We start from the raw sequence: 24,397 nt of genomic DNA, 5'->3' as shown, positions 1-24,397 counted from the left end.
TTCCTTACGCTGGCAGCAGATTCTGCGCGGCCAGATCGGCGGCGACATCCTCAAGACCGAGGCGATGCAACGTTTCTCGCGTCGGGCATCCCAGTTCAGGGTCCCAGCCCATCTCGGTATAAAAGAGCGTCAGGGATTCACGCATATCGTCGCGATCCATTTTGTCAGTCCCTTCAGTGAACACCGGAATGTTGGGGTCCTTGTCAAAAACCCACGAACAGATGAGATCGTGTTCATTGCGCATGTCTTTGGTCTGCATCAGTTTTACGGTATAGGCGCGATGGAGCGTGAAGATACGTTCTGCGGCTAAATCAAGGCTCGCCTGGGTGGTTTCATCCCCGGTCACCGCCTGGAAAAATTTCGCTTCCAGGTCCAGATCCCCACGATAATTTCGGCTCTTCAACGGCGAAACGGTCATCGGCCAGACCCAGTTGCACAGCGTCACGGCGTTATGCAGGCAAACTTTGAGCAGCGTCCATTTGGCATACTTGATTTTCGCCGCGTTGATCGGCGTGTAATTTTTAGTCTCGTCGTAGGCGTCTTCAGAACCAAACAGTTCCGCCGCGACCTCTCGCTGTAGCTTCAGCGGTAAACCAGAACCAATAAAGTTGATGTGGGTGTGGGTCATGCAGTCACGGTTAAACATGCAGTTGGTAATTGCCCCCACCTGCGCCGACGCTTCGTTAGCATGGTGTACCGGATAGCCAAACGGCGACCACAGTTTGTTTTTATCGTACGCCCAGTATTCCTCACCCAGATTCCAGCGCTCGGCAATGGCGTATGAACCATCCGCAAGATGGCTCAACTCTCCTTTGCGATGCGCCAGGCGATAGTAGAAATCCTTAATAAAGTTGGGATCGCCCGCTTCCAGTTGATCCCAGCGGATCTCCGCATATTCCTCAGCCGGCAGCACGCGCTTGAACACGCCTTTGCTGTAGCAATACGTGAAGTCACGGTGCAACTGCCCGTAGTTACACCAGATACCGTAGTCGTCAAACAGGTTCAGGCCGATCAGATTGCCGATAACGCGGCCATCGTCCTTGTCGTCAAAATCTTTCGGGCCGTGCGGGAAGATCGTGGTATGGACAAAGTTTGCCACGCAGGTATTCCCCCCGGTGCTCGGTACGCCAAAATCCTTTACCCGTGGAATATTGAGCTGCGACATGCAGCGGATCGGACATGAGTGGCAACCGCTCATTTTCACGGTGTATTTTTCAGCCGCCGGACCTAAGTCAAACACGGATTTATAGGTGCGAAAGCCGACCGTATTTTGATTACCCGGCGGGATCTCGCCGGTTTCAACAGGCCCGCCCTCTGCGGCCCCCCAGAACAAGCCTTTACGCGCCGTCCAGCGCGAGGCCGGTGAGGAAAATTCCGCCCATGCCTGCGGGGTGCTCGGCACAACATGATTATTATTGGCGCCAATCAGCTCCGTCATCATGTAGTCATTCAGCCGCTTCATCTCTTTGCGATCGGCAATATTGACCCCTTTGGTGCCTTCAACGGCAATGGCCTTGAGGTTTTTCGACCCCATCACCGCGCCGGTTCCCGCCCCGCCGCTGTGGTTACGGCTGTTGAGCATACAGGAGAGCGGCACCAGGTTTTCACCCGCCTGACCAATGGCCGCCACGCAGGTCTCCGGGCTGGTCATACGGCAGATCTCTTCGGTCGTGGCGCGCGTCCCTTTGCCCCACAGAAAATCTGCTTTTTCGAGGCTGACCTTGTCATCTTTAATATTGATCCACACAGGCGAAGCGGATTTACCCTCAATAATAATCGCGTCGTACCCGGCAAATTTCATTTGTGCCGCAAAGAAGCCGCCCATATGCGCATCGACGACCAAATTACCTTTAGTAAACGTAGAGAGCGAAGTGATATTGACGCGGGAACTACAGGGCGCGCCAGATCCGGTCAGCGGGCCGGTGGCAAATACCAGTTTATTTCCTTCATCGAAAGGTTTCGTGCCAGGTGGGACTTCGTCATACATAATTTTGTAGCCGAACCCCATTCCGCCGACAAATTTTTTATATTTACTGGAATCTTCGAGGGTAATATCGCCTGTTGTAAGATTGACCCGTAATATATTACCTGTCCAACCGTTAGCCATAATGTTTTCCTTTGCAAGATTCAAACAGTAATATCTTTCCACTCGATAACTTTCAGCGCCCCTGTTGGACAGGCGCTGGCGCACTCGCCGCATAAAACACATTTTGACGATTTTTTCGTTTCGCTGTTTACGGTAGCCATCATCCAGGGGCAGGCAGTGGTACAGGCGCTACAGCCAATACATCGCTTATGATCAACCGCGATGCAGCCATCGTCCTGTTTCCAGGTAATTGCGCCGATTGGGCAGACCTTCATGCACTGCGGGTCCTTACACTGGCGACAGGTATCTGCGGTGTAGTTTAAATCGCCGTACAGGCCGCCGCCGGAGCCGACGCCATTGTCGCCAAAGAAGTAATTACGGTGAATCTTAATGCGGGAGAAGAACGAGCCCACGGCGCCATCGTTGTAATTGGTGCAGGAGATTTCGCAGCGATGGCAGCCTGTGCAGCGGGCGCGTTGGGTCACTAATACCCCTTTGGGCGTGTTTATCAGTCCTACCGTACCGCTATCAACGTCTTCCTGTTTGCAGCCAAAAAGTGACAGCAGCGCGGGAGCGATAGTTAATCCTGCCAGACCCTTTCCTGATATACGCAGAAATTCGAGCCGCGTTAAGCCAAAATCTAATATTGGACGTTCGACCTGGTTCATTTATTTCGCATCCTCTTCGCAAACACAGTGCTGACAACACCCGATGTTTTGCCCTAACCGGATCGCATACGTCATATCATTAAATACAAATAGACTAATCCTAAAGAGTTAGGCACATAAATAATGTGGTTATTCAGTGCTATTAACTTTGATCGTTATCAATTAAAAACCGGAAGTGAAATAATAAAAGCGGAGTGATATTTATTATCATTTAGAGGATATAAAACACGGCAATCTATTAATAATTATAAATGTGACCTCGTTCCCATTATTAATATCAATTGCCTTCGTTATATATTAATATACATATCGATATTAATATAAACGCGATATCTGATTATTTACAAGGTGAAGAATTTAAATACCGGGAATAAGGGATGACGAAGCGAGCGCCATCCCTGAAAGAATTATCCTGCCAGGGCTTTGATAACCGTTTCCATCGCCTGTTTTTCAAGTTCGCTGCGCTGGAGTCGCTGGTTCGCCATGGCGGTTCGTAACACTCCCGCAATCACGATATGCTTCGGCTCTTGCCCCAGGTCGCGCATCTCCAGAACCACTTTGCCAACCACTCTGCACATCTCACGGTACAGTTCGTCGTCTTTTGTCAGGTTTCCCATTATTGTCTCTCATCGCCAGCACAAACAAACAGCATATATCACTCTAACGATGAAGACAAAACTCAAATAAATCAAACAAATAAACAGAGTGACTATTCAACTTAACCAATATCCGTCACCTCACACTCTGTAACTTGCTCACCCGTTCGGCCAGGCTCTTTTATAGGCCGGATAAGCGTCACGCTATCCGGCACTACGTGGTATTAGTTATTGACCGGAATCACCGCGCCTTTGTACTTCGTGCGGATCCAGTCCTGAATCTCTTTTGAGTGCAGAACGTCAACCAGCGCCACGATGTCTTTTTTCTTCTCGTCGCCACGGTGTACGGTAATGATGTTGGCGTACGGATTGTTTTCTCCGCTCTCAACGGCGATCGGATCGTTAACCGGGTCCAGACCTGCGTCGATAGCGTAGTTGGCGTTAATCACCACCGCATCGCCTTCATCGTTGTTGTACATCTGTGGTAACAGCGCCGCTTCCACGTTCGGCAGGAACTTCAGTTTTTTCGGGTTATCCACGATGTCGCTGATGCGCGCGCTGACCTTATCCACGTCCGGCTTCAGTTTGATCACGCCCTCTTTTTCAAAGATCGACAGAATACGTCCCTCTTCAGAGACCGCGTCACGCATAATGATCCTGCCGCCTTCCGGCAGATCTTTCAGCGATTTGTATTTTTTAGAGTAGATGCCGATCGGCTCAATATGAATCGCCCCGGCGCTGACGAAATCATAGGTTTTATCACCTGCATGATCTTTCAGCACGCTATTCAGGTACGGGATATGCTGGAAGTAGTTGGCGTCGATTTCACGACCGGCCAGCGCGGTATTCGGCAGAATGTAATCCTGGAAAGGTTTAATCTCCAGATCGATCCCCTGTTTCGCCAGAATCGGTTTCGCCTGCTCAAGGATTTCCGCATGCGGTACGTTAGAGGCGCCAACGGTCAGCGTATCCGCCCAGGAGGCGAAGCTCAGGGCGCTTAAGGTTGCTGCGGCGAGTAATGTCAGTGATTTTTTCATGATAATGGTTTCCGTATTTTATTAGCGTTTATCTAACAGAGAGGTGATCACATCGCCGCAGAACTGGATAATGAAGACGATGATCAGGATAGTCACCGTCGCCACCAGCGTGACGTCGTTGTGGTTGCGCTGGAATCCTTCCAGATAAGCCAGGTTCCCTAAACCGCCTGCCCCAATCACTCCGGCCATCGCGCTGTAACTGACCAGCGCAATTAGCGTCACGGTGATCCCGGACACCAGTGCGGGTGATGATTCAGGCAGTAAAACCCGAAAAATAAGTGTGCTGAGACGTGCGCCCATCGAACGCGTGGCTTCAATCACGCCTCTGTCAACCTCGCGCAGTGCGATTTCAACCAGACGCGCATAAAACGGCGCCGCCCCGACAATCAACGCTGGCAGCGCAGCGTTCGCGCCGAGAATGGTGCCGACCAGCGCTTTGGTAAACGGGATCAGCAAGACGATCAAAATGATGAACGGGATCGAGCGAAAAATATTCACCACCAGCGAAATGACGCTATACAGCGTGCGGTTCTGAAACAGCCCGCCGCGCGCGGTCAAAAACAGCGCCAGCCCCAGTACAATCCCCAGCACAAACGTCGCGATACCGGAAAGCGCCGTCATATAGAGCGTTTCCTGCGTTGCCGCAAAAAGTTGTTCCCATTTCAGATGGGGAAACAGATTCTCAACCATGTTGTACTACCTCACCTTCAATATCGCTCTGCCGCAAATCCGCCAGAATATTATTCAGTTGTTCTTCCGTCGCCACGACGTGCAGCCACAGTTGGCCAAACACGCCATGCGCGGTTTGCGTCATCTTGCCGTGTAAGATATTGAAAGGCAGGCCGTAACGCAGGGTAAGCTCCCCTACGATCGGCTGATGCGTACTGTGCCCGGTGAAGGTCAGCTTAATCACCGTCCCGCCCAGCTCGCTCGCCAGCTGCGGGTTAAACGCTTCCTCTTCGGCATACTGACTTACCTGGCGGACAAACTGCCGGGTAATCGGCTGTTGCGGATGAGTAAAGACGTTCAGCACATCGCCTTCCTCCACCACTCTGCCGTTTTCCATCACCGCAACGCGATCGCAGATTTTGCGCACCACATGCATCTCGTGGGTAATAAGCACAATCGTGAGCTGGAAGCGGCGATTAATATCGAGCAGCAGATCCAGAATCTGATCGGTGGTTTGCGGGTCCAGCGCGGAAGTCGCCTCGTCGCAGAGCAGCACATCCGGGTTATTTGCCAGCGCACGGGCAATCCCCACACGTTGCTTTTGCCCGCCGCTCAGCTGGGATGGGTAAGCATTCTCACGCCCGGTTAATCCCACCAGGTCGATCAGCTCCGCCACCCGCGCCTTGATTTTTGCTTTTGGCGCGCCCGCGATTTGCATAGAAAAAGCGATGTTTTCGCTGACGGTACGCGACCACAGCAAATTGAAGTGCTGAAACACCATGCTGATTTTCAGCCTCGCCTGGCGCAGGGATTCTCCTGTCGCCGCTGAAATATCATGACCATTGATGGTCACGCTGCCCACGGTCGGTTTTTCCAGACCGTTCAGCAAACGAATCAACGTACTCTTTCCGGCGCCGCTGTAGCCAATAATCCCGTAAATTTGTCCCTGTTCAACCGTCAGATTAACGTTATCCACTGCGGTAATGGACAGCTTGCCGGGCGTAAAAACTTTCGAAATATTTTTCAGGACGATCATATCGTTATCGTATCCGCTGCTGCTTATGGTTATCCTGCCAGTGCTTTTAGCTGTTTAGCAGTATGGATGTCCAAACGAGTGTAATCAGGGTGTTTCTGCTTTTAAATGACCAAAAAGGAATTTGATATATCCGCAAGGAATAAGAGAGGCGCAGCGCGGGAAAATGGCTTTAGTACAATTTCGGCAACCTTTATGCGGGGAGCGGCATTATCCTTAACGCGAGCAGCGTAAACTGTTGAATTAATCGACAAAAACAGGGTCATTCGGCCATCAACACTGCCAGACGACTGCACGGCTAAACGTCCTGCCATCCAAATAGCGTTTTATATTCCATTCTGTTCTTATTCACAGACAAACATTCTTTAGGCGTGCATTTTGGCAACCCTATTATTTCGTCATGTTATTCACTGACGGATATTCACCATGACAACGTTTCACTCCGTAACGGAACTGATTGGCAATACGCCGCTGCTTCAGTTGCATAAGCTGAATAGCGGCGTAAGCGAACTCTTTTTGAAACTGGAGAACCAGAATCCGGGCGGTTCGATTAAAGATCGCGTCGCGCTTTCTATGATCAATGAAGCGGAAAGACAGGGGCTGCTAAAACCCGGCGGCACGATTATTGAAGCGACGGCGGGCAACACCGGGCTGGGGCTGGCGCTGATCGCCGCGCAAAAAGGTTATGCCCTGACGCTGGTCGTGCCGGACAAAATGAGCCGTGAGAAGATCTTCCATTTACGCGCGCTTGGCGCACAGGTGGTATTAACCCGCTCAGACGTCAACAAAGGTCATCCGGCCTATTATCAGGATTACGCACGCCGTCTGGCGCAGGAGACACCCGGCGCCTTCTATATTGATCAGTTCAACAACGCCGCGAACCCGCTGGCGCATGCTTCCACCACCGCCCCCGAATTGTTTGCCCAGATGGATGGCCGCATTGACGCCATCGTGGTCGGCGTCGGTTCCGGCGGCACGCTGGGCGGTTTACAGGCATGGTTTCGCGAACATTCCCCGCACACGGAGTTCGTGCTGGCCGACCCCGCCGGTTCAATCCTTGCCGATCAGGTCGAGACAGGCACATTCGGCACCGCCGGTTCCTGGCTGGTTGAAGGGATTGGCGAGGACTTTATTCCGCCGCTCGCCCACATCGAATCCGTTTTACAGGCCTTTCGCATCAGCGATAAAGACGCCTTCGCCACGGCGCGCGAGTTGCTCAGAACCGAAGGCATCCTTGCCGGTTCATCGACCGGTACGCTGCTCGCCGCCGCCCTGCGCTACTGCCAGGCGCAGACGCAGCCAAAGCGCGTGGCGACCTTCGCCTGCGATAGCGGCAACAAGTATCTCTCGAAAATGTTTAACGATGACTGGATGCGCCAGCAAGGGCTCATCACCCGGCCACAGGCTGGCGATCTGAGCGACTTCATCGCCTTACGTCATGACGAAGGGGCAACCGTGACCGCCGCGCCGGACGATACGCTGGCGACCGTGCTGGCGCGTATGCGCCTGTACGATATTTCGCAGTTGCCGGTTCTTCAGGAGGATCAGCTTATCGGCATTATCGACGAATGGGACCTGATTACGCATATTCAGGGCGATAACCCGCGTTTTTCCCTCCCGGTAAAAGAAGCAATGACGCGCGAGGTAGTCCGGCTTGATAAACGCGAACCGGAAAGCGCGCTGAAACCTATTTTTGATCGCGGCCAGGTGGCTGTGATTGTCGACAACGACCAGTTCCTCGGTCTGGTCACCCGTAGCGATGTGCTCACCCACTGGCGCAACCGCCTGGATAAATAAGGAACTCTCATGAAATCGTATTCCACACTTAGCGTCCATAGCGGAACCTTTTCTGACGCGCACGGCGCCGTTATGCCGCCGATTTATGCGACATCGACGTTTGCGCAACCCGCGCCGGGTCAGCATACCGGATATGAATATTCACGCAGCGGCAACCCAACGCGCCATGCGCTGGAAACCGCCATTGCCGAGCTGGAAGGCGGTACGCAAGGTTATGCCTTCGCGTCCGGTCTGGCGGGCATCGCTACCGTGCTTGAACTTCTCGATAAAGACAGCCATCTGGTGGCGATTGACGATGTCTATGGCGGCACCTATCGACTGATTGAAAATGTGCGCCGTCGCAGCGCCGGACTACAGGTTAGCTGGGTAAAACCTGACGATCTGGCCGGTATTGAAGCCGCGATTCGTCCTGATACCCGCATGATCTGGGTAGAAACGCCGACAAATCCGTTACTAAAACTGGCCGATCTGGCGGCCATTGCCGATATCGCGCGTCGCCACCAGCTTATCAGCGTGGCCGATAACACCTTCGCTTCGCCGTTGATCCATCGTCCTCTTGATCTGGGGTTCGATATCGTGGTGCATTCCGCGACGAAATACCTGAACGGCCATTCAGACGTCGTCGCCGGACTGGCGGTCGTCGGGGACAACCCGGCGCTCGCACAACAGCTGGGTTATCTGCAAAACGCCGTCGGCGGCGTACTGGACCCATTTAGCAGTTTTCTGACATTACGCGGTATTCGCACGCTGGCCTTGCGAATTGAGCGGCACAGCGGCAATGCGCTGACGCTGGCGCAATGGCTGGAAAAACATCCGGCGGTAGAACACGTCTGGTATCCGGGGCTGGCGTCGCATCCTCAGCATGCCCTTGCGCGCCAGCAGATGTCACAGTTCGGCGGGATGATCTCCATCGTCATAAAAGGCGATGACCAGCGCGCCACTGACGTTATCACGCGGCTGAAATTATTCACCCTGGCGGAAAGCCTGGGCGGTGTTGAAAGCCTCGTCAGCCAGCCGTTTACCATGACTCACGCCTCTATTCCGCTTGAGCAGCGTCTGGCGAATGGCATCACCCCGCAATTGATTCGCCTGTCAGTGGGCATTGAAGATGTTCAGGATTTGCAGGACGATTTAGCTCAGGCGCTCGCCGGGTAGTTGCGCAACGCCGCCCTTTCCCGGGCGGCACAACGCAAGGATCATAATTAACGCTTTAATAACAATTTGTTGTGAATCTGCACAGATGTTTTTTGAAACGCTGTTTTCATTTTCCTTTTGTGTAAATTTCAGCGTATAATGCGCGCCAATTGTCTCTTGAATGGTTTCAGCGCATTGGACTGCAAAACTCAACGACTAAAAAACACGCCATCCCGTTGGGCTGAAACACGAGCACACATTCCTCTGCACGCTCTTTCGATGTCACCTATCCTTAGAGCGAGGCAACACCACTTTCGCAACACAGGTTTAGCTTCAAGGCCGTGCGCCCCTGAAGCCAGATTTCCATATCCTTCTCAACTTAAAGACTAAGACTGTCATGAAAAAGACGAAAATTGTTTGCACCATCGGTCCGAAAACCGAATCTGAAGAGATGTTAACCAAAATGCTGGACGCAGGCATGAACGTTATGCGTCTGAACTTCTCTCACGGTGACTATGCAGAACACGGTCAGCGCATCAAGAATTTGCGCAACGTAATGAGCAAAACCGGTAAAAAAGCCGCAATCCTGCTCGATACCAAAGGCCCGGAAATCCGTACCATTAAGCTGGAAGGTGGTAATGACGTCTCCCTGAAAGCGGGCCAGACCTTCACTTTCACAACGGACAAATCCGTTATCGGCAACAGCGAAATGGTTGCCGTCACTTACGAAGGTTTCACTTCTGACCTGTCCGTAGGCAACACCGTACTGGTTGACGATGGTCTGATCGGCATGGAAGTCACCGCGATCGAAGGTAACAAGGTTATCTGTAAAGTGCTGAACAACGGCGACCTGGGCGAAAACAAAGGCGTTAACCTGCCGGGCGTTTCCATCGCGCTGCCAGCACTGGCTGAAAAAGACAAACAGGATCTGATCTTCGGCTGCGAACAAGGCGTTGACTTTGTTGCCGCGTCCTTTATCCGTAAGCGTTCTGACGTTGTTGAAATCCGTGAGCACCTGAAAGCGCACGGCGGCGAGAACATCCAGATCATCTCCAAGATCGAAAACCAGGAAGGCCTGAACAACTTCGATGAGATCCTCGAAGCGTCTGACGGCATCATGGTTGCTCGTGGCGACATGGGCGTTGAGATCCCGGTTGAAGAAGTTATCTTCGCGCAGAAGATGATCATCGAAAAATGTATCCGCGCACGTAAAGTCGTTATCACCGCGACTCAGATGCTGGATTCCATGATCAAGAACCCGCGTCCGACCCGCGCAGAAGCTGGCGACGTGGCGAACGCCATCCTCGACGGCACCGACGCAGTGATGCTGTCCGGCGAATCCGCAAAAGGAAAATACCCGCTGGAAGCCGTCACCATCATGGCGACCATCTGCGAGCGTACTGACCGCGTGATGACCAGCCGTCTGGACTTCAACAACGACAGCCGTAAACTGCGCATCACCGAAGCGGTGTGCCGCGGCGCGGTTGAAACTGCCGAAAAACTGGAAGCGCCGGTCATTGTCGTTGCGACTCAGGGCGGTAAATCTGCTCGCGCAGTGCGTAAATACTTCCCGGACGCTACCATCCTGGCGCTGACCACCAACGAAGTGACCGCGCGTCAGCTGGTGCTGAGCAAAGGCATTGTGCCGCAGCTGGTGAAAGAAATTAACTCTACTGACGACTTCTACCGTCTGGGTAAAGAAGTCGCTCTACAGAGCGGTCTGGGCCAGAAAGGCGACGTTGTGGTCATGGTTTCCGGCGCGCTGGTACCGAGCGGCACGACCAACACCGCATCTGTTCACGTCCTGTAATAATTCCTGTGTGAATTAATTTTCTGAATAAAAAGCGCCCTCGCGGCGCTTTTTTTATTTAATCGATAGCCACTCTTAATAAAAAATCAAATCGGATTTCACTATCTAATCGCAGATTATCTAAGACGAATCCGATGGAAGGATTCTGTTTTCACTCGGTTTTTTAGCCATTTTAGCTCAATTCGATGCTTCTTTGAGCGAACGATCAAAAATAAGTGCATTCCCGTCAAAAAAATATTCTCAACCTAAAAAAGTTTGTGTAATACTTGTAACGCTACATGGAGATTAACTCAATCTAGAGGGTATTAATAATGAATCGTACTAAACTGGTACTGGGCGCGGTAATCCTGGGTTCTACTCTGCTGGCTGGTTGCTCCAGCAACGCTAAAATCGATCAGCTGTCTTCTGACGTTCAGACTCTGAACGCTAAAGTTGACCAGCTGAGCAACGACGTGAACGCAATGCGTTCCGACGTTCAGGCTGCTAAAGACGACGCAGCTCGCGCTAACCAGCGTCTGGACAACCAGGCTACTAAATACCGTAAGTAATAGTACCTGTGTAATAAAAATGGCGCACATTGTGCGCCATTTTTTTTGCCTGTGTTTTCCCTTCTCTGCTACTGCGTTGCCTGGGTTTCAGCGCCGCTCCCGGGTTGGCTGTTTTGCGCGGACTCCACCACTGAGCGACCAGAAGCTACCGGTGCCTGCCCTGATGTAACGGCAACCGGATATCCCGCCCGGCGATACAGCGCGTTTTCCACCAGACGCTCATCCACCTCCTGAGTCGCCTTAAACTGCGTAAAGCCTGCTGGCAGCACATACGGCATCGTCTGTACGTTTTGCTCCTCTTCAGGCGACAGCGGGCGATGTACTTCAACGTAACGCATTCCATTTGGTTCCACGGCGAATTTCACCGGTTCGTTAATCACCCGTACCGGCGTTCCCGTTCTGACCTGCGCAAACAGAGCTTTAATGTCTGGCGCGTTCATCCGAATACAGCCGGAACTGACGCGTAACCCGACGCTGTCCGGGGCATTGGTGCCGTGAATGAGATACTCACCGTTGCCGTATGCCAGGCGCAGGGCGAAGCGTCCTAACGGGTTATTTGGCCCGGCGGGCACCACCGGCGGCAGCGTAATGCCGCGTTCAAGCGAGCGTTTGCGGATACCTGCCGTCGGCGTCCAGGTCGGATTCGGGATTTTTTGCCCGACGCGCGTCGCCATTACCGGCGTTTCCAGCCCCTCTAAACCAATACCGATAGGGTAAACCTGAACACTATTTTCACCCGGCGGGAAATAATAGAGTCGTAACTCCGCCAGGTTCACAATAATGCCTTCACGCGGCGCATCGGGTAATAACAGTTGAGATGGAATGATAATCGGCGTCCCCGGTTTAGGGACCGGCGCGATGGTATTATTTGCCTCCAGGATCAGCATTGCGGCAGTATCAAAACGCCGGGCAATCGCCTGTAAGTTTTTATCCCCCGCTTGCACGGTATAGGTTTGATTCTGCCCGACAAGGCGACTGTTTGCTGGCGGCAAGGGGTAATCCACTGCCCAGGCCGTCTGAAATGCGCTGTAAGCGCCGAAAAGTGTAACTGCAATGAGAGACGCACGTTTCATATCCACCCCCCTGGCGTTTTGCCGGATGGCGGTTAAATGCCTTATCCGGCCTACGAGTCACGTAGAGCTGTACGCCATCTGGCGTTCTACGTCTTTTCAGTTTAGCTAAGAGTTGCGGCTCTGGCGCGGATCGCGCGAATCATAGCTTCCAGTCCTTGTGAACGGGAGGGCGTGAGATGTTGCGTCAGCGCCATTCTTTCAAACCACGGCCGCACATCAAAATTCACAATATCCTGTGGCGTCATCTGATGATACAAAATGAAGACGATGGCAATTAACCCTTTTACTATTGCTGCATCGCTGTCGCCCTGCAATTCAATAACGCCGTCAGCGTTCTGACGCATAACAATCCATACCTGACTCTGACATCCCTGAATACTATTTTCCGGGCGACGATCCTGCTCATTTAATTCCGCCAGACGCTGCCCCAGTTCAATAATGTACAGATACTTTTCTTCCCAATTGGCGCAACGCTGAAAATTACGCAGCAATCTTTCTTTATCTGGTAGCGCAGCCATAGCGTCTCCCTGTTATCCCAGTAAGCGATGAATACGTTTTAGCCCGGTTGCCAGACGATCCACTTCTTCATGGGTGTTATACATTGCTATCGACGCCCGGCACATGGCGGGAACGTTGTAATACGTCATCAGCGGCATTGCGCAGTGATGGCCGGTTCGTACGGCGATACCGTAATTGTCGAGGAAGCTGCCCACGTCATAGGCGTGGTGTTTGCCCAGATTAAAGGCGATGACCCCCAGCCGGTTAGCCGGGCCATATAGCGTCAACTCCGGCACGTCCGCCAGCTGTTCCAGCGCATAGTGCATCAGGTTTTGTTCATATTCGCTGATTTCCGCCAGCCCTAACGCGCAAACGTATTCAATGGCGGCGCCCAGGCCGATAATTCCGCCCGTGTTCGGCGTCCCCGCCTCAAAACGCCAGGGCGCTTTGGTCCAGGTCGTCCCTTCCGTCAGACTAACGGTCGCAATCATCGAACCGCCGCCTTCCCACGGCGGCATATCCTGAAGCAGGTCCTCCCGGACATACAGCACGCCGATACCAGTGGGGCCATACAGCTTATGCCCGGAGAAAACGTAAAAATCACAATCCAGCGCCTGAACATCCACCGCATGGTGCATTACCGCCTGCGCGCCATCGACCAGCACTTTCGCGCCATACTGATGCGCCAGCGCGATCATTTCAGGAAGCGGGTTTTCCGTTCCCAGCACGTTCGACACATGCGCGATAGCCAGCAGTCGGGTACGCTCATCAAACAGCGACGGGAGTGTATCCAGCTGCAACGTGCCGTCCGTATTGAGCGGAATGACGCGCAGTTCCGCCCCTGTACGCGCGCACAGCATCTGCCAGGGGACGATATTGGCGTGGTGCTCCATCTCGCTGATGATAATGTTATCACCAGCCCGAACATTCTCCGGCCCCCAGCTGTTGGCAACAAGGTTGATGCCCTCTGTCGTCCCGCGCACGAACACCAGCTCTTCCGCTGAGCGGGCATTAATGAACAGCGATGCCTGTTTACGCACATTTTCCATCTTCTCGGTGGCCTGCGCGCTCAGCGTATGGATGCCCCGGTGCACCGCCGCATAGCCATGACGGTAAAACTCCGCCTCAGCGTCAATCACCTGGTTGGGCTTTTGCGCACTGGCCGCGCTATCCAGATACGCCAACGGCAGCCCGTTGACTTCACGCGTCAGGACGGGAAAATCAGCCCGCACTTTTTCGATGGGAAATGTCATGCTATGCCTCCCGGCAGGCGAAGCCCTATTCGCGCCAGCACCTGTTGTTTAAGCGCGTCATCGCCGAGGGCTTCCGTCAACTCAGCGGCAAACGCGTAGAGAATCATCTGTCTGGCATCCTGCTCTCCAATCCCGCGTGAACGCAGGTAGAACATCTGCTCGTCATCAATCCGTCCTACCGTCGCCCCGTGGCTGCATTTCACGTCATCGGCGTAAATCTCCAGCTGCGGTTTGGTGTCCACCTCGGCAAGTTTACCGAGCAGCAGATTGTTATTGGTCATTTGTCCGTCGGTTTTAATGGCGTGCTGCGCCACGTTGATCAAGCCATTGAATACCGCCCGACCTTTATCGCTGACAATGGTTTTATGCAACTGACGGCTGTTGCAGTAACCCTTGTTGTGCTCCAGCCACGTACGGGTATCACACACTTCGTTTTTCACCGGCATCGCCAGGCTGTTAATCCGCAGCGTGGTGTTTTCACCGTTTAACTGGGTGCTGGTGTTATGTCGCAGCACGGCATCGCCCAACAGGAAACTGTGGCTGTGCGCGCTTGCATCCGCCGCCAGCAGAATGTCGTTATGGGCAAAGTGGTGGCTCACCGGGTTTTCAAACGCCAGTTTGATGTGGTGCAGATGCGCATTCGCCGCCACGTTCATGGTCAGACGCGCCCCGGTAAAGTGTCGTGCCGCGTTAAGGCTGACATAGTGCTCTATCACCGTCGCCTCTGCCCCTTCCTCCAGTTCCAGGTGGTGGCGGTAGTGCGCAGTGTTGACCTCATCGCCTTCCAGCCCCTGCGTGATGTGCATCAGCAGCAACGGCTTAGAGGGCCGCTGGTTGCGCTTAACGCTGATGTGCGTCACGCTCTGCGCCAGGCTTTCCGTCAGATGCAGGAAAACCTCCGGCTGAATCGGTGCGGCCAGCGCCTGACGTTCGTCGTTGATCGCAATGTCGAAACCGCTGTCTGTAGCGCTGTCGCTAAGCTGCGGGCTGAACTGGCCGTCAATAAACACCAGACGCACAGCGTCGATATCCAGCGCCAGCGCGTCGCGCTGTTCCTGAGTAACCTCGGCAAAACGGCTGACAAACTGGCTACTGACCAACCCTTCCAGCGGCGTGTATTTCCAGTTTTCATGCTTACGCGTCGGCAGCCCCAGGCGCAGCATCTGTTGTAAATGCTGCTGCGCGTGCGCCGAGCGGGATTCGCCCTGCGCCTCAAACAGATGGTGCCATTGTTGCAGCGCGTTACTGCTGTTCGGTAAGCCAGCCATATCCTTGCTCCTCCAGTTGTTTGACCAGAGTGAAATCGCCGGACTTCACAATCCGCCCCTGATACAGGACGTGGACGTAATCAGGTTTGATGTAGTCCAGAATACGCTGATAGTGCGTCACGATAATGAACGAACGTTTACCGTCACGCAGCGAGTTGACGCCTTCCGCGACAATTTTCAGCGCATCAATATCCAGCCCGGAGTCAGACTCATCAAGAATGCACAGTTCCGGCTCCAGCACCGCCATTTGCAGAATATCGTTACGTTTCTTCTCACCACCGGAGAAGCCCACGTTTACCGAACGGGTCAACAAATCTTCCGGCATCTTCAAAAGCGCGATTTTCTCTTCCATCAGATCCTGAAAATCAAAACGATCCAGCGACTCCTGACCACGATAGCTGCGCACGGCATTCAGCGCTGTTTGCAGGAAAAACTGGTTGCTGACGCCAGGAATTTCTACCGGATACTGGAACGCCATAAAGATGCCTTCGCCCGCCCGATCCTCTGGCGACAGTTCCAGTAAATCTTTGCCTTTAAATTCGACAGAGCCGCCAACCACTTCATAATCTTCACGGCCCGCCAGCGTCGCGGAAAGCGTACTCTTCCCGGAACCGTTCGGCCCCATAATGGCATGCACTTCTCCGGGTCTGACGTCGAGGTCCAGACCGCGCAGAATCGCTTTATCTTCCACACTGACCTGTAAATCTTTAATGCTTAACATGTGCTTTCCTTAATACTTAACCGACGCTGTGTTCAAGGCTGATTGCCAGCAATTTTTGCGCTTCAACGGCAAATTCCAGCGGCAGTTCAGAGAAGACGTCTTTACAGAAGCCATTAACAATCATCGAGATGGCATCCTCTTCGCTGATGCCGCGTTGCAGGCAGTAAAAGAGCTGATCTTCACCGATCCGCGACGTCGTCGCCTCGTGCTCAAGCTGGGCGCTGTTATTACGACACTCGACATACGGGAAGGTGTGCGCGCCGCAGTCCGCGCCAATCAGCATTGAGTCGCACTGGGTAAAGTTACGGGCGTTGGTTGCTGTCGGCATGATCTTCACCAGCCCGCGATAGCTGTTCTGGCTATTCCCGGCGGAGATCCCTTTTGAAATAATGGTTGATTTGGTGTTCTTACCGATGTGGATCATTTTGGTGCCGGTGTCGGCCTGCTGATGACCGCTGGTCAGCGCCACAGAGTAAAACTCACCGATGGAGTTATCGCCGCGCAGAATGCAGCTCGGGTATTTCCAGGTGATGGCCGATCCCGTTTCGGACTGCGTCCACGACATCTTGCTGTTTTCACCTTCGCACAGCGCGCGCTTGGTGACGAAATTCAGAATCCCGCCGGTGTTGTTATCGCCGGGGAACCAGTTTTGCACGGTGGAATATTTTACTTCGGCATCTTTGTGGATGATCACCTCTACCACCGCCGCGTGCAGCTGGTAGCTGTCGCGCACTGGCGCAGAACACCCTTCGATGTAGCTGACGTAGCTGCCCTCATCCGCCACCAGAATGGTGCGTTCGAACTGCCCTGTTTTTTCCGCGTTGATTCGGAAATAGGTTGACAGCTCCATCGGGCAACGAACGCCTTTCGGCACATAAATGAAGGTGCCGTCAGACGCTACCGCAGCGTTCAGCGCAGCAAAAAAGTTGTCATTACCCGGCACCACGGTGCCCAGATATTTCTTCACCAGCTCAGGGTGATCGTGAATCGCCTCGCCAAACGAACAGAAGATGATGCCCTGTTCCGCCAGCTTTTCCCGGTAGGTGGTGGCAACGGAAACGGAGTCGAAAATGGCATCCACCGCCACCTCTTTACCCTCACGTACCGGTACGCCAAGCTGTTCGAAGGCGTCTTCCACCTCTTTGCTGAGAAACGCATTCGCACCGGTTTGCTGTACTGCACCCGGTTCTGACGCGCACGTCTCATCGCAGTTACCGCACGATGGCGCAGAGTAATAACTGTAATCCTGATAATTCAGCTTATCGTAGTGCGCTTTCAGCCAGTGCGGCTCTTCCATCTCAAGCCAGGCTTTGTACGCATTAAGGCGAAACTCCAGCATCCACTCCGGCTCATTTCTCTTGGCGGAAATCGCACGCACGACCTCTTCGCTGATGCCTTTTGCCAGCTCGTCAGTCTGTAACTGGGTGAAGAAGCCTTCTTTATAATTCAGTGGACCACCGGTCCAGGTTTTGACATCGTCAGTTGCTTCAGTATTACGAGACATAGTACCGCCTATACCCCGAAGCTTTCGCCACAGCCGCATTCGTTCTGGGCTTTCGGGTTATGAAATTTAAATAACTGGTTTAATCCTTCGCGCACATAATCGACCTCTGTCCCGTCAATAAACGGCATGGCCTGAAGCGGCACGTACAACCTCGCGCCCTCCGTTTCAAATAACAGATCGTCCTTTTCCGGCTCGCTGACGGTATCCAGCACGTAACCAAATCCCGCGCACCCCGTCTGCTTCACGCCTAAACGCACGCCAAGCATGCCGGGTTGCTTCGCGACCAGGTCACGAATATGCGCCGCCGCCTCAGGCGTTAGCGTCAGACCACGCCATGCAAAATCGTCTGGATTAAATGTTCCTGAATGCAATTCCATAGGTCCACCTCGTGTAATAAGCCACCAGGGCATAACACCATGTTAGTGATAATGATTATCACTTCAACCCTCTGACAGAAGGGTCATTCGGGTTAACCGCCCTTTTTGACCACTTTTACTAAGCATAGACCCTGTTTCGAGGGTTATCAGTGATGGATTATTTTATTCAATACATTGATAGATAAAGCATTTAAGAAGAGTAAACAGCGCGGCAGGTTAAAAAATTAAATATGTATCGAAAATGCCTATTTTTGAGATAGGGTTATCAATAAAAATGGGGGTCAAAAGCGGACGATGACGGTGCTAAACAATAGCTCAAACAGTCGTCGGATTAGCAAATCCACTAACGTGAAAAAGAAAGAACAGAAAGAACGGAGTAATTAACAACGAACGATCGGTATTGTATGAATAACACCGATCGTTCGTTGCCCCACCCGGCGCTTATCTCCGGCACTCATTTCAGGCTTAGCTCTTGAAGGGGTGTAAGAATATTCTCATAAGTTTGCATCGCGTATTTAACAGATCTTGCTTTCTGCACAATTTTTATACGCCTTATGGCTGCGTCAGGAACAGGCTTCACCGTCGCGCATCGCGCCCTGCACCGCCTCAAGGAACAGGCGTAGCGCGGCGGGCTGATGCTCACGGGAAAGGTATAACCCGTATACGGCCAATTGCCGCGGTTGTAGATGGGGCAACAAGCGAACCAGTTTCTCCTGCGCCAGCCCCTCTCGCGCCTCTTTTTCCGGCACCAGCGCAATCCCCATCCCTGCCAGCGCCGCTTCACACAAAAGTGAAGAGATTCCGGCGCTCAGGTTGCCCTTGATCGCAACAGAGAGCGGTTCTCCCTGCTCATCCAGAAAATGCCAGGATTTTCCAGCAAATCCGCTGTAATAGAGGCAATTGTGTTGCGCCAGCGCCTCCGACGTCTGCGGTGTGCCATAGCGATGCAGATAGTCAGGAGACGCGCAGAGCACAGACTCACAGTCACCAAGCCGACGCGCAATTGTCCCTGGCTCAGGGTTATCGGTAATGCGTATCGCCACATCAATACGCTCCCCCACTAAACTGACAGGCTGATTATTAATCTCCACTTCAATGCGCAATTCAGGGTAACGCGCTAAAAAAGCGGGCAGCATCGGGGCAAGAATATGCATCGCGGTGAAATGGGCGCAGGCGACGCGCAACGTGCCGGACGGCACCTCTCGCCCGGTCGCCCCCGCAATATCCAGGGAAAGCCGCGCCAGCGTTCGCGTTTTCATCAACGCGTCTTCTCCGGCAGGCGTGATCGTCAGGCGGCGCGACGAACGATGAATAAGTCTGGCTCCGGCCCATTTCTCCATTTCATCCAGATAACGGCTCACCATCGGCCTGGAGATCCCTAATGCGCGCGCAGCCGCGCTCAGGCTACCCAAATCGCAGATATGGTTAAACACCGTTGCCGCCATCACTCTGTCCATAACCTTCCATCCGATCGTTTTATGAAACTCAGCATGTCCTGATAGGGGAATTTTAACAGATCGAGATTTGCTTAAAATAAGCCACGTAAATAAATCAACATCATCTGCCGATAAGGTCACTCAGAATGAAAATCAAAACGCTGGCACTTCTGCTGTCGCTGACTAGCGCGCCATTGTTCGCCGCCCCGCTGCAACTCGACGTTTATAATCCGCAGGAAAACGCGATTTTCCCGGTCTCTTCCACGCTGGTCTCTGGCCCTAAAGAAGCCATTTTATTCGACGCGCAGTTCAGTACCAAAGACGGGGAAAAGCTGGTCGAAATGATTAAAAAGAGCGGCAAGTCGCTGAAAGCCATTGTGATTACCTCCGGCGATCCAGATTTCTATTTTGGTCTGGAACCGATTGTAAAAGCCTTCCCGAACGTGAAAGTTCTGGCGACGCCGCATGTGGTGGAACACATTCGCGCAACGAAAGACGCCAAACTGCAATACTGGGGCCCGCAAATGAAAGATGGCGCGCCAGCGGCGCTCACCATCCCGCAGGCAACCACCGAGACACAATTTACGATTGATGGGGAAACGCTGGAACTGCGCCACCCGAACGATTACGCCGCTTACGTCTGGGTCCCGGCGAACCGCGCAATACTTGGCGGAACGGGAATCGCATCCGGTATCCATGTCTGGACGGCGGATACCCAGTCTCCTGAGCAGCGTGCGGCCTGGCGTCATGTGTTGACAGAGATGCACAGTTTGCAGCCGACCCAGGTGATTCCGGGTCACTATATCGGTGAACGTCCAGCAGGCGACGCCGCTATACGCTTCACGCAGGATTACCTGCAATCCTTTGAGCAAGCGCTTGAGGCGAAAAAAGGGTCAGAGTATGTCATCAAAACGATGACCGTCGCCTGGCCTGGCCTCGCTGACGAAAGTTCCCTGACGCTGAGCGCGAAAGTGAATACCGGTGAAATGAAGTGGTAAACCGCCGCTCATAGCCCAAAAAATAACCCCGGCAGGGCGTGTCGGGGTTTTCTGTTGGTGTTAATTCACCGAGCGATAAAACAGTGCGGAATCAATGAACGCCCAGACGCCAGGCAAAGTAAATCTCTTCTTTTAGCTCAGAGGAAGAGAGCGTGAGTAAATCGGCAAATTCCAGCTCTAATTGTTTTAAACGCTTCAAATACTGGGCTGGAGAAAGCTCGGTTTTATCACGGCGTAAAAATTCAATTGCCAGTTGGGTTGGGTCTAAATCGGTAGACATATCATCCTCGCTTATGTTCAAAACGTGCACAGTATAACACTTTTTTCTGCACACATTTTGACCAAAAGCAGTCTGCGATAAAGATATTTTGTGACAACGTCACACAACGGCGGTTGTCAGACGTGAAGAACAGCACAGCCGCCCTTGCTCATCAAAAATATCGATCTGCCAGACCTGATGACGAGAGCCGGTATGCAGCGCTTTGCACACCCCTCTGACGCGCCCTTCACGCGCTGAGCGAACGTGGTTGGCATTCACCTCCAGCCCCACGACTTTCTGTTCGCCCTGCGTGCACAGATAGCCCGCAACCGAGCCGATACTTTCAGCCAGCACAACGGACGCGCCGCCGTGTAGCAGACCAAAAGGTTGCTTTGTGCGGCTATCCACCGGCATCGTTGCTTCCAGCGTATCGTCGCTAATATGCTCAAAGCGAATATCCAGTAGCCCCACCATGTTCCCTTCGCCCAGAGCGTTCAGCGCTTCGAGCGTGACTTTACGTTTCCAGATCATCCAATAATCTCCAGTAGTGCCTGTAACGGATGGCGAACCCCGGTGCCTTCAACGCGTTTTACCTGGCTGCGGCAAGAGTAGCCGGTCGCCAGGCAGCGATTGCGCGGCAGTCGCGCCATCGCCTGTTGCCACGACAGCGCATAGATCCCCAGCGAATTTTCATGATTTTTCACTTCATGGCCGTAAGTACCCGCCATGCCGCAGCAGCCTACGCTGACGCTCTCCAGCTTCGCCCCTAAGCGTGCAAAAATGGCCGCCCACTGCGCCGGTGCGCCAGGCAATGCCGTCACTTCGGTACAATGCCCAAAGAAATACCAGGGCTCACCGCTCACGGCAAGAGGCTGTCGGGACGCCAGCACCGTCGGCAGCCACTCATTCACCAGCTGTACGTGGAAATCACCACGCTGTTCGCCGAGGGTTTGTTTGTATTCATCACGATAGCAAAGCACCAGCGCCGGGTCGACACCGACCATCGGGATACGCAACTGCGCCACCCGATTGAGAAATTCGGCCGTTTTCTTCGCCGTCTTCGCAAATCGGTTAAGGAACCCTTTGATGTGCTGGGCCTTGCCATTTGGCGAGAACGGCAGCAATACAGGCTGAATGCCGAGCTTTTCTACCAGCCGGATAAAATCCGCCACCACCTGCGCATCGTAGTAACTGGTAAACGGGTCCTGCACCACCAGCACCGTACGCTCTTTTTGCTCCTGACTCAGGAGTTCAAGCTGCTCCAGCGTCATATTGGCGGAACGGTGCCCGACCATTTGCTGTTGCAGCGACGGCGTCGAAAGTAGCGGTAAATCCACCATGCCGATATGTTTCTTCGCGAGGTTTCGCACCAACGGCTGATTGAGAAAGAAGTTAAAGGTTTTCGGCGCCCGCGCCATTAATGGCGCATAGCTTTCGACCGTCGCCACCATATGATCGCGCAGAGGACGCAGGTAGCGCGTGTGGTAAAGCGCCAGGAAGCGTGAGCGGAACTCCGGCACGTCTATTTTAATCGGACATTGTGTCGAGCAGGCTTTGCACGCCAGGCAACCCGACATCGCCTCCTTCACCTCATGGGAGAAATCATATTCGCCTTTACGAGCGTGCCAGCTGTTGCGGGTACGGGCAATTAACGTCCGCAGACTGGCGCGTTTTTCCGGCAGCTCTTTTTCCAGCTGTAGCGGATCAACCCCACGGTCGGCCAGCAGGCGCAACCATTCACGCACCAGCGTCGCACGCCCTTTGGGAGAGTGAATGCGATTCAGGCTGATTTTCATTGACGGACACATCGGGCTTTTGGCGTCAAAGTTGAAGCACAGGCCATTGCCGTTACACTCCATCGCCCCGCGCCAGACCTGACGCACCGCCAGTGGAATCTGCCGATCGTAAGTACCGCGTTTCACCGCATCGACCTTCATCATCGGCGCATCAATGCCTTCCGGCGGACAAATTTTTCCGGGGTTCAGGCGGTTTTGCGGGTCGAACGCCGCCTTCACTTTGCGTAGTTCGCCATAAAGCTGCTCGCCAAAAAACGCCGGGCTATATTCAGCGCGAAAACCTTTACCGTGCTCGCCCCACAGCAGACCGCCATATTTCGCGGTGAGCGCCACCACATCATCGGAAAGACTCTTCATCAGAATTTCCTGTTGCGGATCGCACATATCCAGAGCGGGTCTGACGTGCAGCACCCCGGCATCAACATGCCCGAACATGCCATAACTTAAGCCATGACCGTCGAGCAACGCGCGGAATTCAGCAATATAGTCGGCCAGATGCTCCGGCGGCACGCAGGTATCTTCCGCAAATGGAATCGGTTTGGCCGCGCCTTTGGCATTACCCAACAGACCAACCGCTTTTTTCCGCATGGCATAGATACGCTCCACGCCCGCCAGCTCCGCGCACAGCTGCCAGCCGATCACTCCGGCTTCCTGGCGAGCAATCAGCTCATCCAGACGCTGGCACAACGCGCTCACCTGAGCATCAATAGCCGCTTCGTCATCCCCGGCGAACTCGACGATGTTCAGGCCCAGCATCTCTTTATCAGGCACATCGGTAATCAGCTCACTGACGGAATGCCAGACGATGTCCTCCCGCGCCAGATTAAGCACTTTAGAATCGACGGTTTCCACCGAGAGCGCCCGCGCCTCGACCATAAAGGGCGCGTTACGCAACGCGGAATCAAAAGAGTCATATTTGACGTTCACCAGACGGCGAACTTTAGGCAGCGTAGTAATATCCAGACGCGCTTCCGTGATAAACGCCAGCGTGCCTTCAGAACCGGTCAGCACGCGCGTTAAGTCGAACTCCGTCATCTCATCGTTAAAGACATGGCGTAAGTCGTAGCCCGTTAAGAAGCGGTTGAGTCTGGGAAACTTATCAATAATCAGCTGTCGGTTTTCCCGACAACGCTGGTATACGGTGTTATAGATGCGACCGATCGCGGTGTTGCTTTTACCGAGCGTTTCCGCAAGTTCGACCGGCATTGCCTGGGTATCCAGAATATCGCCACCCAGCAGTACCGCGCGAACGCCCAGCACATGATCGGATGTTTTACCGTAAACTAACGACCCCTGACCGGACGCATCGGTATTGATCATCCCCCCGAGGGTCGCACGGTTGCTGGTCGAAAGCTCCGGGGCAAAGAAATAGCCATACGGCTTCAGATACTGATTGAGTTGATCTTTGATCACCCCGGCTTCGACCCGCACCCAGCCCTCTTCCGGGTTAATTTCAATAATGCGGCTCATATAGCGGGACATATCAACGATAATGCCCTGGTTCAGCGCCTGACCATTGGTGCCGGTGCCGCCGCCGCGCGGGGTAAAAATCAATGAGGCGAAGCGCGACTCTGCCGCCAGACGGGCGATAAGCGCCACATCCGCCGTTGAACGCGGGAAAACCACAGCATCAGGAAGAAGCTGATAGATACTGTTATCTGTCGACATTGTCAGACGATCGGCGTAATTCGTTGCCGTATCGCCGGTAAACCCTTGCTGCTCCAGCGCCTGCAAAAAATTGAGCACCAGCTGAACGACGCCAGGTGCCTGAGAAATCTGTGGAATCATTATAGTGACCCTTTCCTGCGGTCTGTATTGTGAATTTAATCGTTTGCG

General features: G+C 53.5%; 23 protein-coding genes. 6 read left to right on the top strand and 17 right to left on the bottom strand.

Annotation, left to right across the window (positions count from 1 at the left end):
• Window positions 1–4: 4 nt before the first annotated feature.
• The 6 genes from OGV83_RS05980 to OGV83_RS05955 form a co-directional block, all read right to left on the bottom strand.
• Window positions 5–2,107, bottom strand: a complete 2,103-nt coding sequence (locus tag OGV83_RS05980; RefSeq protein WP_047457312.1) for an aldehyde ferredoxin oxidoreductase — start codon at window positions 2,105–2,107, stop codon at window positions 5–7.
• A 20-nt stretch (window positions 2,108–2,127) separates the two neighbouring features.
• Window positions 2,128–2,754, bottom strand: coding sequence for a ferredoxin-like protein (locus tag OGV83_RS05975; RefSeq protein WP_012132569.1), 627 nt, complete (start codon window positions 2,752–2,754; stop codon window positions 2,128–2,130).
• Window positions 2,755–3,161: 407 nt separating this feature from the next.
• A complete protein-coding gene (fumD, locus tag OGV83_RS05970) occupies window positions 3,162–3,371 on the bottom strand; it encodes a fumarate hydratase FumD (RefSeq protein WP_012132570.1) in 210 nt (69 codons plus the stop codon).
• A gap of 203 nt (window positions 3,372–3,574) precedes the next feature.
• Window positions 3,575–4,387, bottom strand: a complete 813-nt coding sequence (locus tag OGV83_RS05965; protein WP_012132572.1) for a MetQ/NlpA family ABC transporter substrate-binding protein — start codon at window positions 4,385–4,387, stop codon at window positions 3,575–3,577.
• Window positions 4,388–4,408: 21 nt separating this feature from the next.
• On the bottom strand, window positions 4,409–5,077 hold the full coding sequence (locus OGV83_RS05960) for a methionine ABC transporter permease (RefSeq protein WP_012132573.1): 669 nt from the start codon (window positions 5,075–5,077) through the stop codon (window positions 4,409–4,411).
• A complete protein-coding gene (locus tag OGV83_RS05955; RefSeq protein ID WP_047457318.1) occupies window positions 5,070–6,092 on the bottom strand; it encodes a methionine ABC transporter ATP-binding protein in 1,023 nt (340 codons plus the stop codon). The genes OGV83_RS05960 and OGV83_RS05955 overlap by 8 nt, the downstream gene beginning before the upstream one ends.
• A gap of 423 nt (window positions 6,093–6,515) precedes the next feature.
• Here OGV83_RS05955 and OGV83_RS05950 point away from each other — a divergent pair, with 423 nt between their 5' ends.
• The 5 genes from OGV83_RS05950 to lpp all read left to right on the top strand — a co-directional run bounded on the left by OGV83_RS05950 (window position 6,516) and on the right by lpp (window position 11,378).
• A complete protein-coding gene (locus tag OGV83_RS05950; RefSeq protein ID WP_114848535.1) occupies window positions 6,516–7,886 on the top strand; it encodes a pyridoxal-phosphate dependent enzyme in 1,371 nt (456 codons plus the stop codon).
• A 9-nt stretch (window positions 7,887–7,895) separates the two neighbouring features.
• On the top strand, window positions 7,896–9,041 hold the full coding sequence (locus OGV83_RS05945; RefSeq protein ID WP_012132577.1) for a trans-sulfuration enzyme family protein: 1,146 nt from the start codon (window positions 7,896–7,898) through the stop codon (window positions 9,039–9,041).
• 174 nt (window positions 9,042–9,215) lie between these two features.
• Window positions 9,216–9,410 carry a protein YnhH gene (gene ynhH, locus OGV83_RS05940; protein WP_244264181.1) on the top strand — a complete coding sequence of 65 codons (195 nt, stop codon included), beginning with the start codon at window positions 9,216–9,218 and terminating at the stop codon, window positions 9,408–9,410.
• 7 nt (window positions 9,411–9,417) lie between these two features.
• Complete coding sequence (gene pykF, locus OGV83_RS05935; RefSeq protein ID WP_012132579.1) at window positions 9,418–10,830, top strand: pyruvate kinase PykF; 1,413 nt, start codon at window positions 9,418–9,420, stop codon at window positions 10,828–10,830.
• A gap of 311 nt (window positions 10,831–11,141) precedes the next feature.
• Window positions 11,142–11,378: a murein lipoprotein Lpp gene (lpp, locus tag OGV83_RS05930; RefSeq protein WP_001082307.1), complete on the top strand. Its 237-nt coding sequence runs from the start codon at window positions 11,142–11,144 to the stop codon at window positions 11,376–11,378.
• Between the two features lie 68 nt (window positions 11,379–11,446).
• On the opposite strand, the gene ldtE is transcribed toward lpp, so the two are convergent.
• The 8 genes from ldtE to OGV83_RS05890 all read right to left on the bottom strand — a co-directional run bounded on the left by ldtE (window position 11,447) and on the right by OGV83_RS05890 (window position 19,529).
• Window positions 11,447–12,451: a L,D-transpeptidase LdtE gene (gene ldtE, locus OGV83_RS05925; protein ID WP_200097042.1), complete on the bottom strand. Its 1,005-nt coding sequence runs from the start codon at window positions 12,449–12,451 to the stop codon at window positions 11,447–11,449.
• A gap of 101 nt (window positions 12,452–12,552) precedes the next feature.
• Window positions 12,553–12,969 carry a cysteine desulfuration protein SufE gene (gene sufE, locus OGV83_RS05920; RefSeq protein ID WP_200031062.1) on the bottom strand — a complete coding sequence of 139 codons (417 nt, stop codon included), beginning with the start codon at window positions 12,967–12,969 and terminating at the stop codon, window positions 12,553–12,555.
• Between the two features lie 12 nt (window positions 12,970–12,981).
• Window positions 12,982–14,202, bottom strand: coding sequence for a cysteine desulfurase SufS (gene sufS / locus OGV83_RS05915; protein WP_286463269.1), 1,221 nt, complete (start codon window positions 14,200–14,202; stop codon window positions 12,982–12,984).
• Window positions 14,199–15,470: a Fe-S cluster assembly protein SufD gene (gene sufD, locus OGV83_RS05910; RefSeq protein WP_286463267.1), complete on the bottom strand. Its 1,272-nt coding sequence runs from the start codon at window positions 15,468–15,470 to the stop codon at window positions 14,199–14,201. The genes sufS and sufD overlap by 4 nt, the downstream gene beginning before the upstream one ends.
• Window positions 15,445–16,191, bottom strand: coding sequence for a Fe-S cluster assembly ATPase SufC (sufC, locus tag OGV83_RS05905; RefSeq protein ID WP_012132584.1), 747 nt, complete (start codon window positions 16,189–16,191; stop codon window positions 15,445–15,447). Before sufC ends, sufD begins: the two co-directional genes overlap by 26 nt.
• Window positions 16,192–16,207: 16 nt before the next feature.
• Window positions 16,208–17,695 carry a Fe-S cluster assembly protein SufB gene (gene sufB / locus OGV83_RS05900; protein ID WP_012132585.1) on the bottom strand — a complete coding sequence of 496 codons (1,488 nt, stop codon included), beginning with the start codon at window positions 17,693–17,695 and terminating at the stop codon, window positions 16,208–16,210.
• 8 nt (window positions 17,696–17,703) lie between these two features.
• Window positions 17,704–18,072, bottom strand: coding sequence for a Fe-S cluster assembly scaffold SufA (gene sufA / locus OGV83_RS05895; RefSeq protein WP_012132586.1), 369 nt, complete (start codon window positions 18,070–18,072; stop codon window positions 17,704–17,706).
• 563 nt (window positions 18,073–18,635) lie between these two features.
• Window positions 18,636–19,529, bottom strand: coding sequence for a LysR family transcriptional regulator (locus tag OGV83_RS05890; RefSeq protein ID WP_110494305.1), 894 nt, complete (start codon window positions 19,527–19,529; stop codon window positions 18,636–18,638).
• Between the two features lie 125 nt (window positions 19,530–19,654).
• On the opposite strand from OGV83_RS05890, the gene OGV83_RS05885 reads away from it, so the two are divergent.
• Complete coding sequence (locus OGV83_RS05885) at window positions 19,655–20,506, top strand: Vmh family MBL fold metallo-hydrolase (protein ID WP_286463265.1); 852 nt, start codon at window positions 19,655–19,657, stop codon at window positions 20,504–20,506.
• 91 nt (window positions 20,507–20,597) lie between these two features.
• Here OGV83_RS05885 and OGV83_RS05880 read toward each other — a convergent pair whose 3' ends face one another.
• From OGV83_RS05880 to ydiJ, 3 genes are all read right to left on the bottom strand, one after another.
• Window positions 20,598–20,786, bottom strand: a complete 189-nt coding sequence (locus OGV83_RS05880; protein ID WP_024130379.1) for a YdiH family protein — start codon at window positions 20,784–20,786, stop codon at window positions 20,598–20,600.
• A 99-nt stretch (window positions 20,787–20,885) separates the two neighbouring features.
• On the bottom strand, window positions 20,886–21,296 hold the full coding sequence (menI, locus tag OGV83_RS05875; protein ID WP_012132590.1) for a 1,4-dihydroxy-2-naphthoyl-CoA hydrolase: 411 nt from the start codon (window positions 21,294–21,296) through the stop codon (window positions 20,886–20,888).
• Window positions 21,293–24,349: a D-2-hydroxyglutarate dehydrogenase YdiJ gene (ydiJ, locus tag OGV83_RS05870; protein WP_286463264.1), complete on the bottom strand. Its 3,057-nt coding sequence runs from the start codon at window positions 24,347–24,349 to the stop codon at window positions 21,293–21,295. The genes menI and ydiJ overlap by 4 nt, the downstream gene beginning before the upstream one ends.
• Between the last annotated feature and the right edge of the window lie 48 nt (window positions 24,350–24,397).

The organism is Citrobacter sp. CK189, from assembly GCF_030333505.1.
GTDB lineage: Bacteria > Pseudomonadota > Gammaproteobacteria > Enterobacterales > Enterobacteriaceae > Citrobacter_B > Citrobacter_B koseri.
The sequence above is the reverse complement of the archived record's forward strand: the minus strand, read 5'-3'. Positions and strand labels throughout refer to the sequence as shown.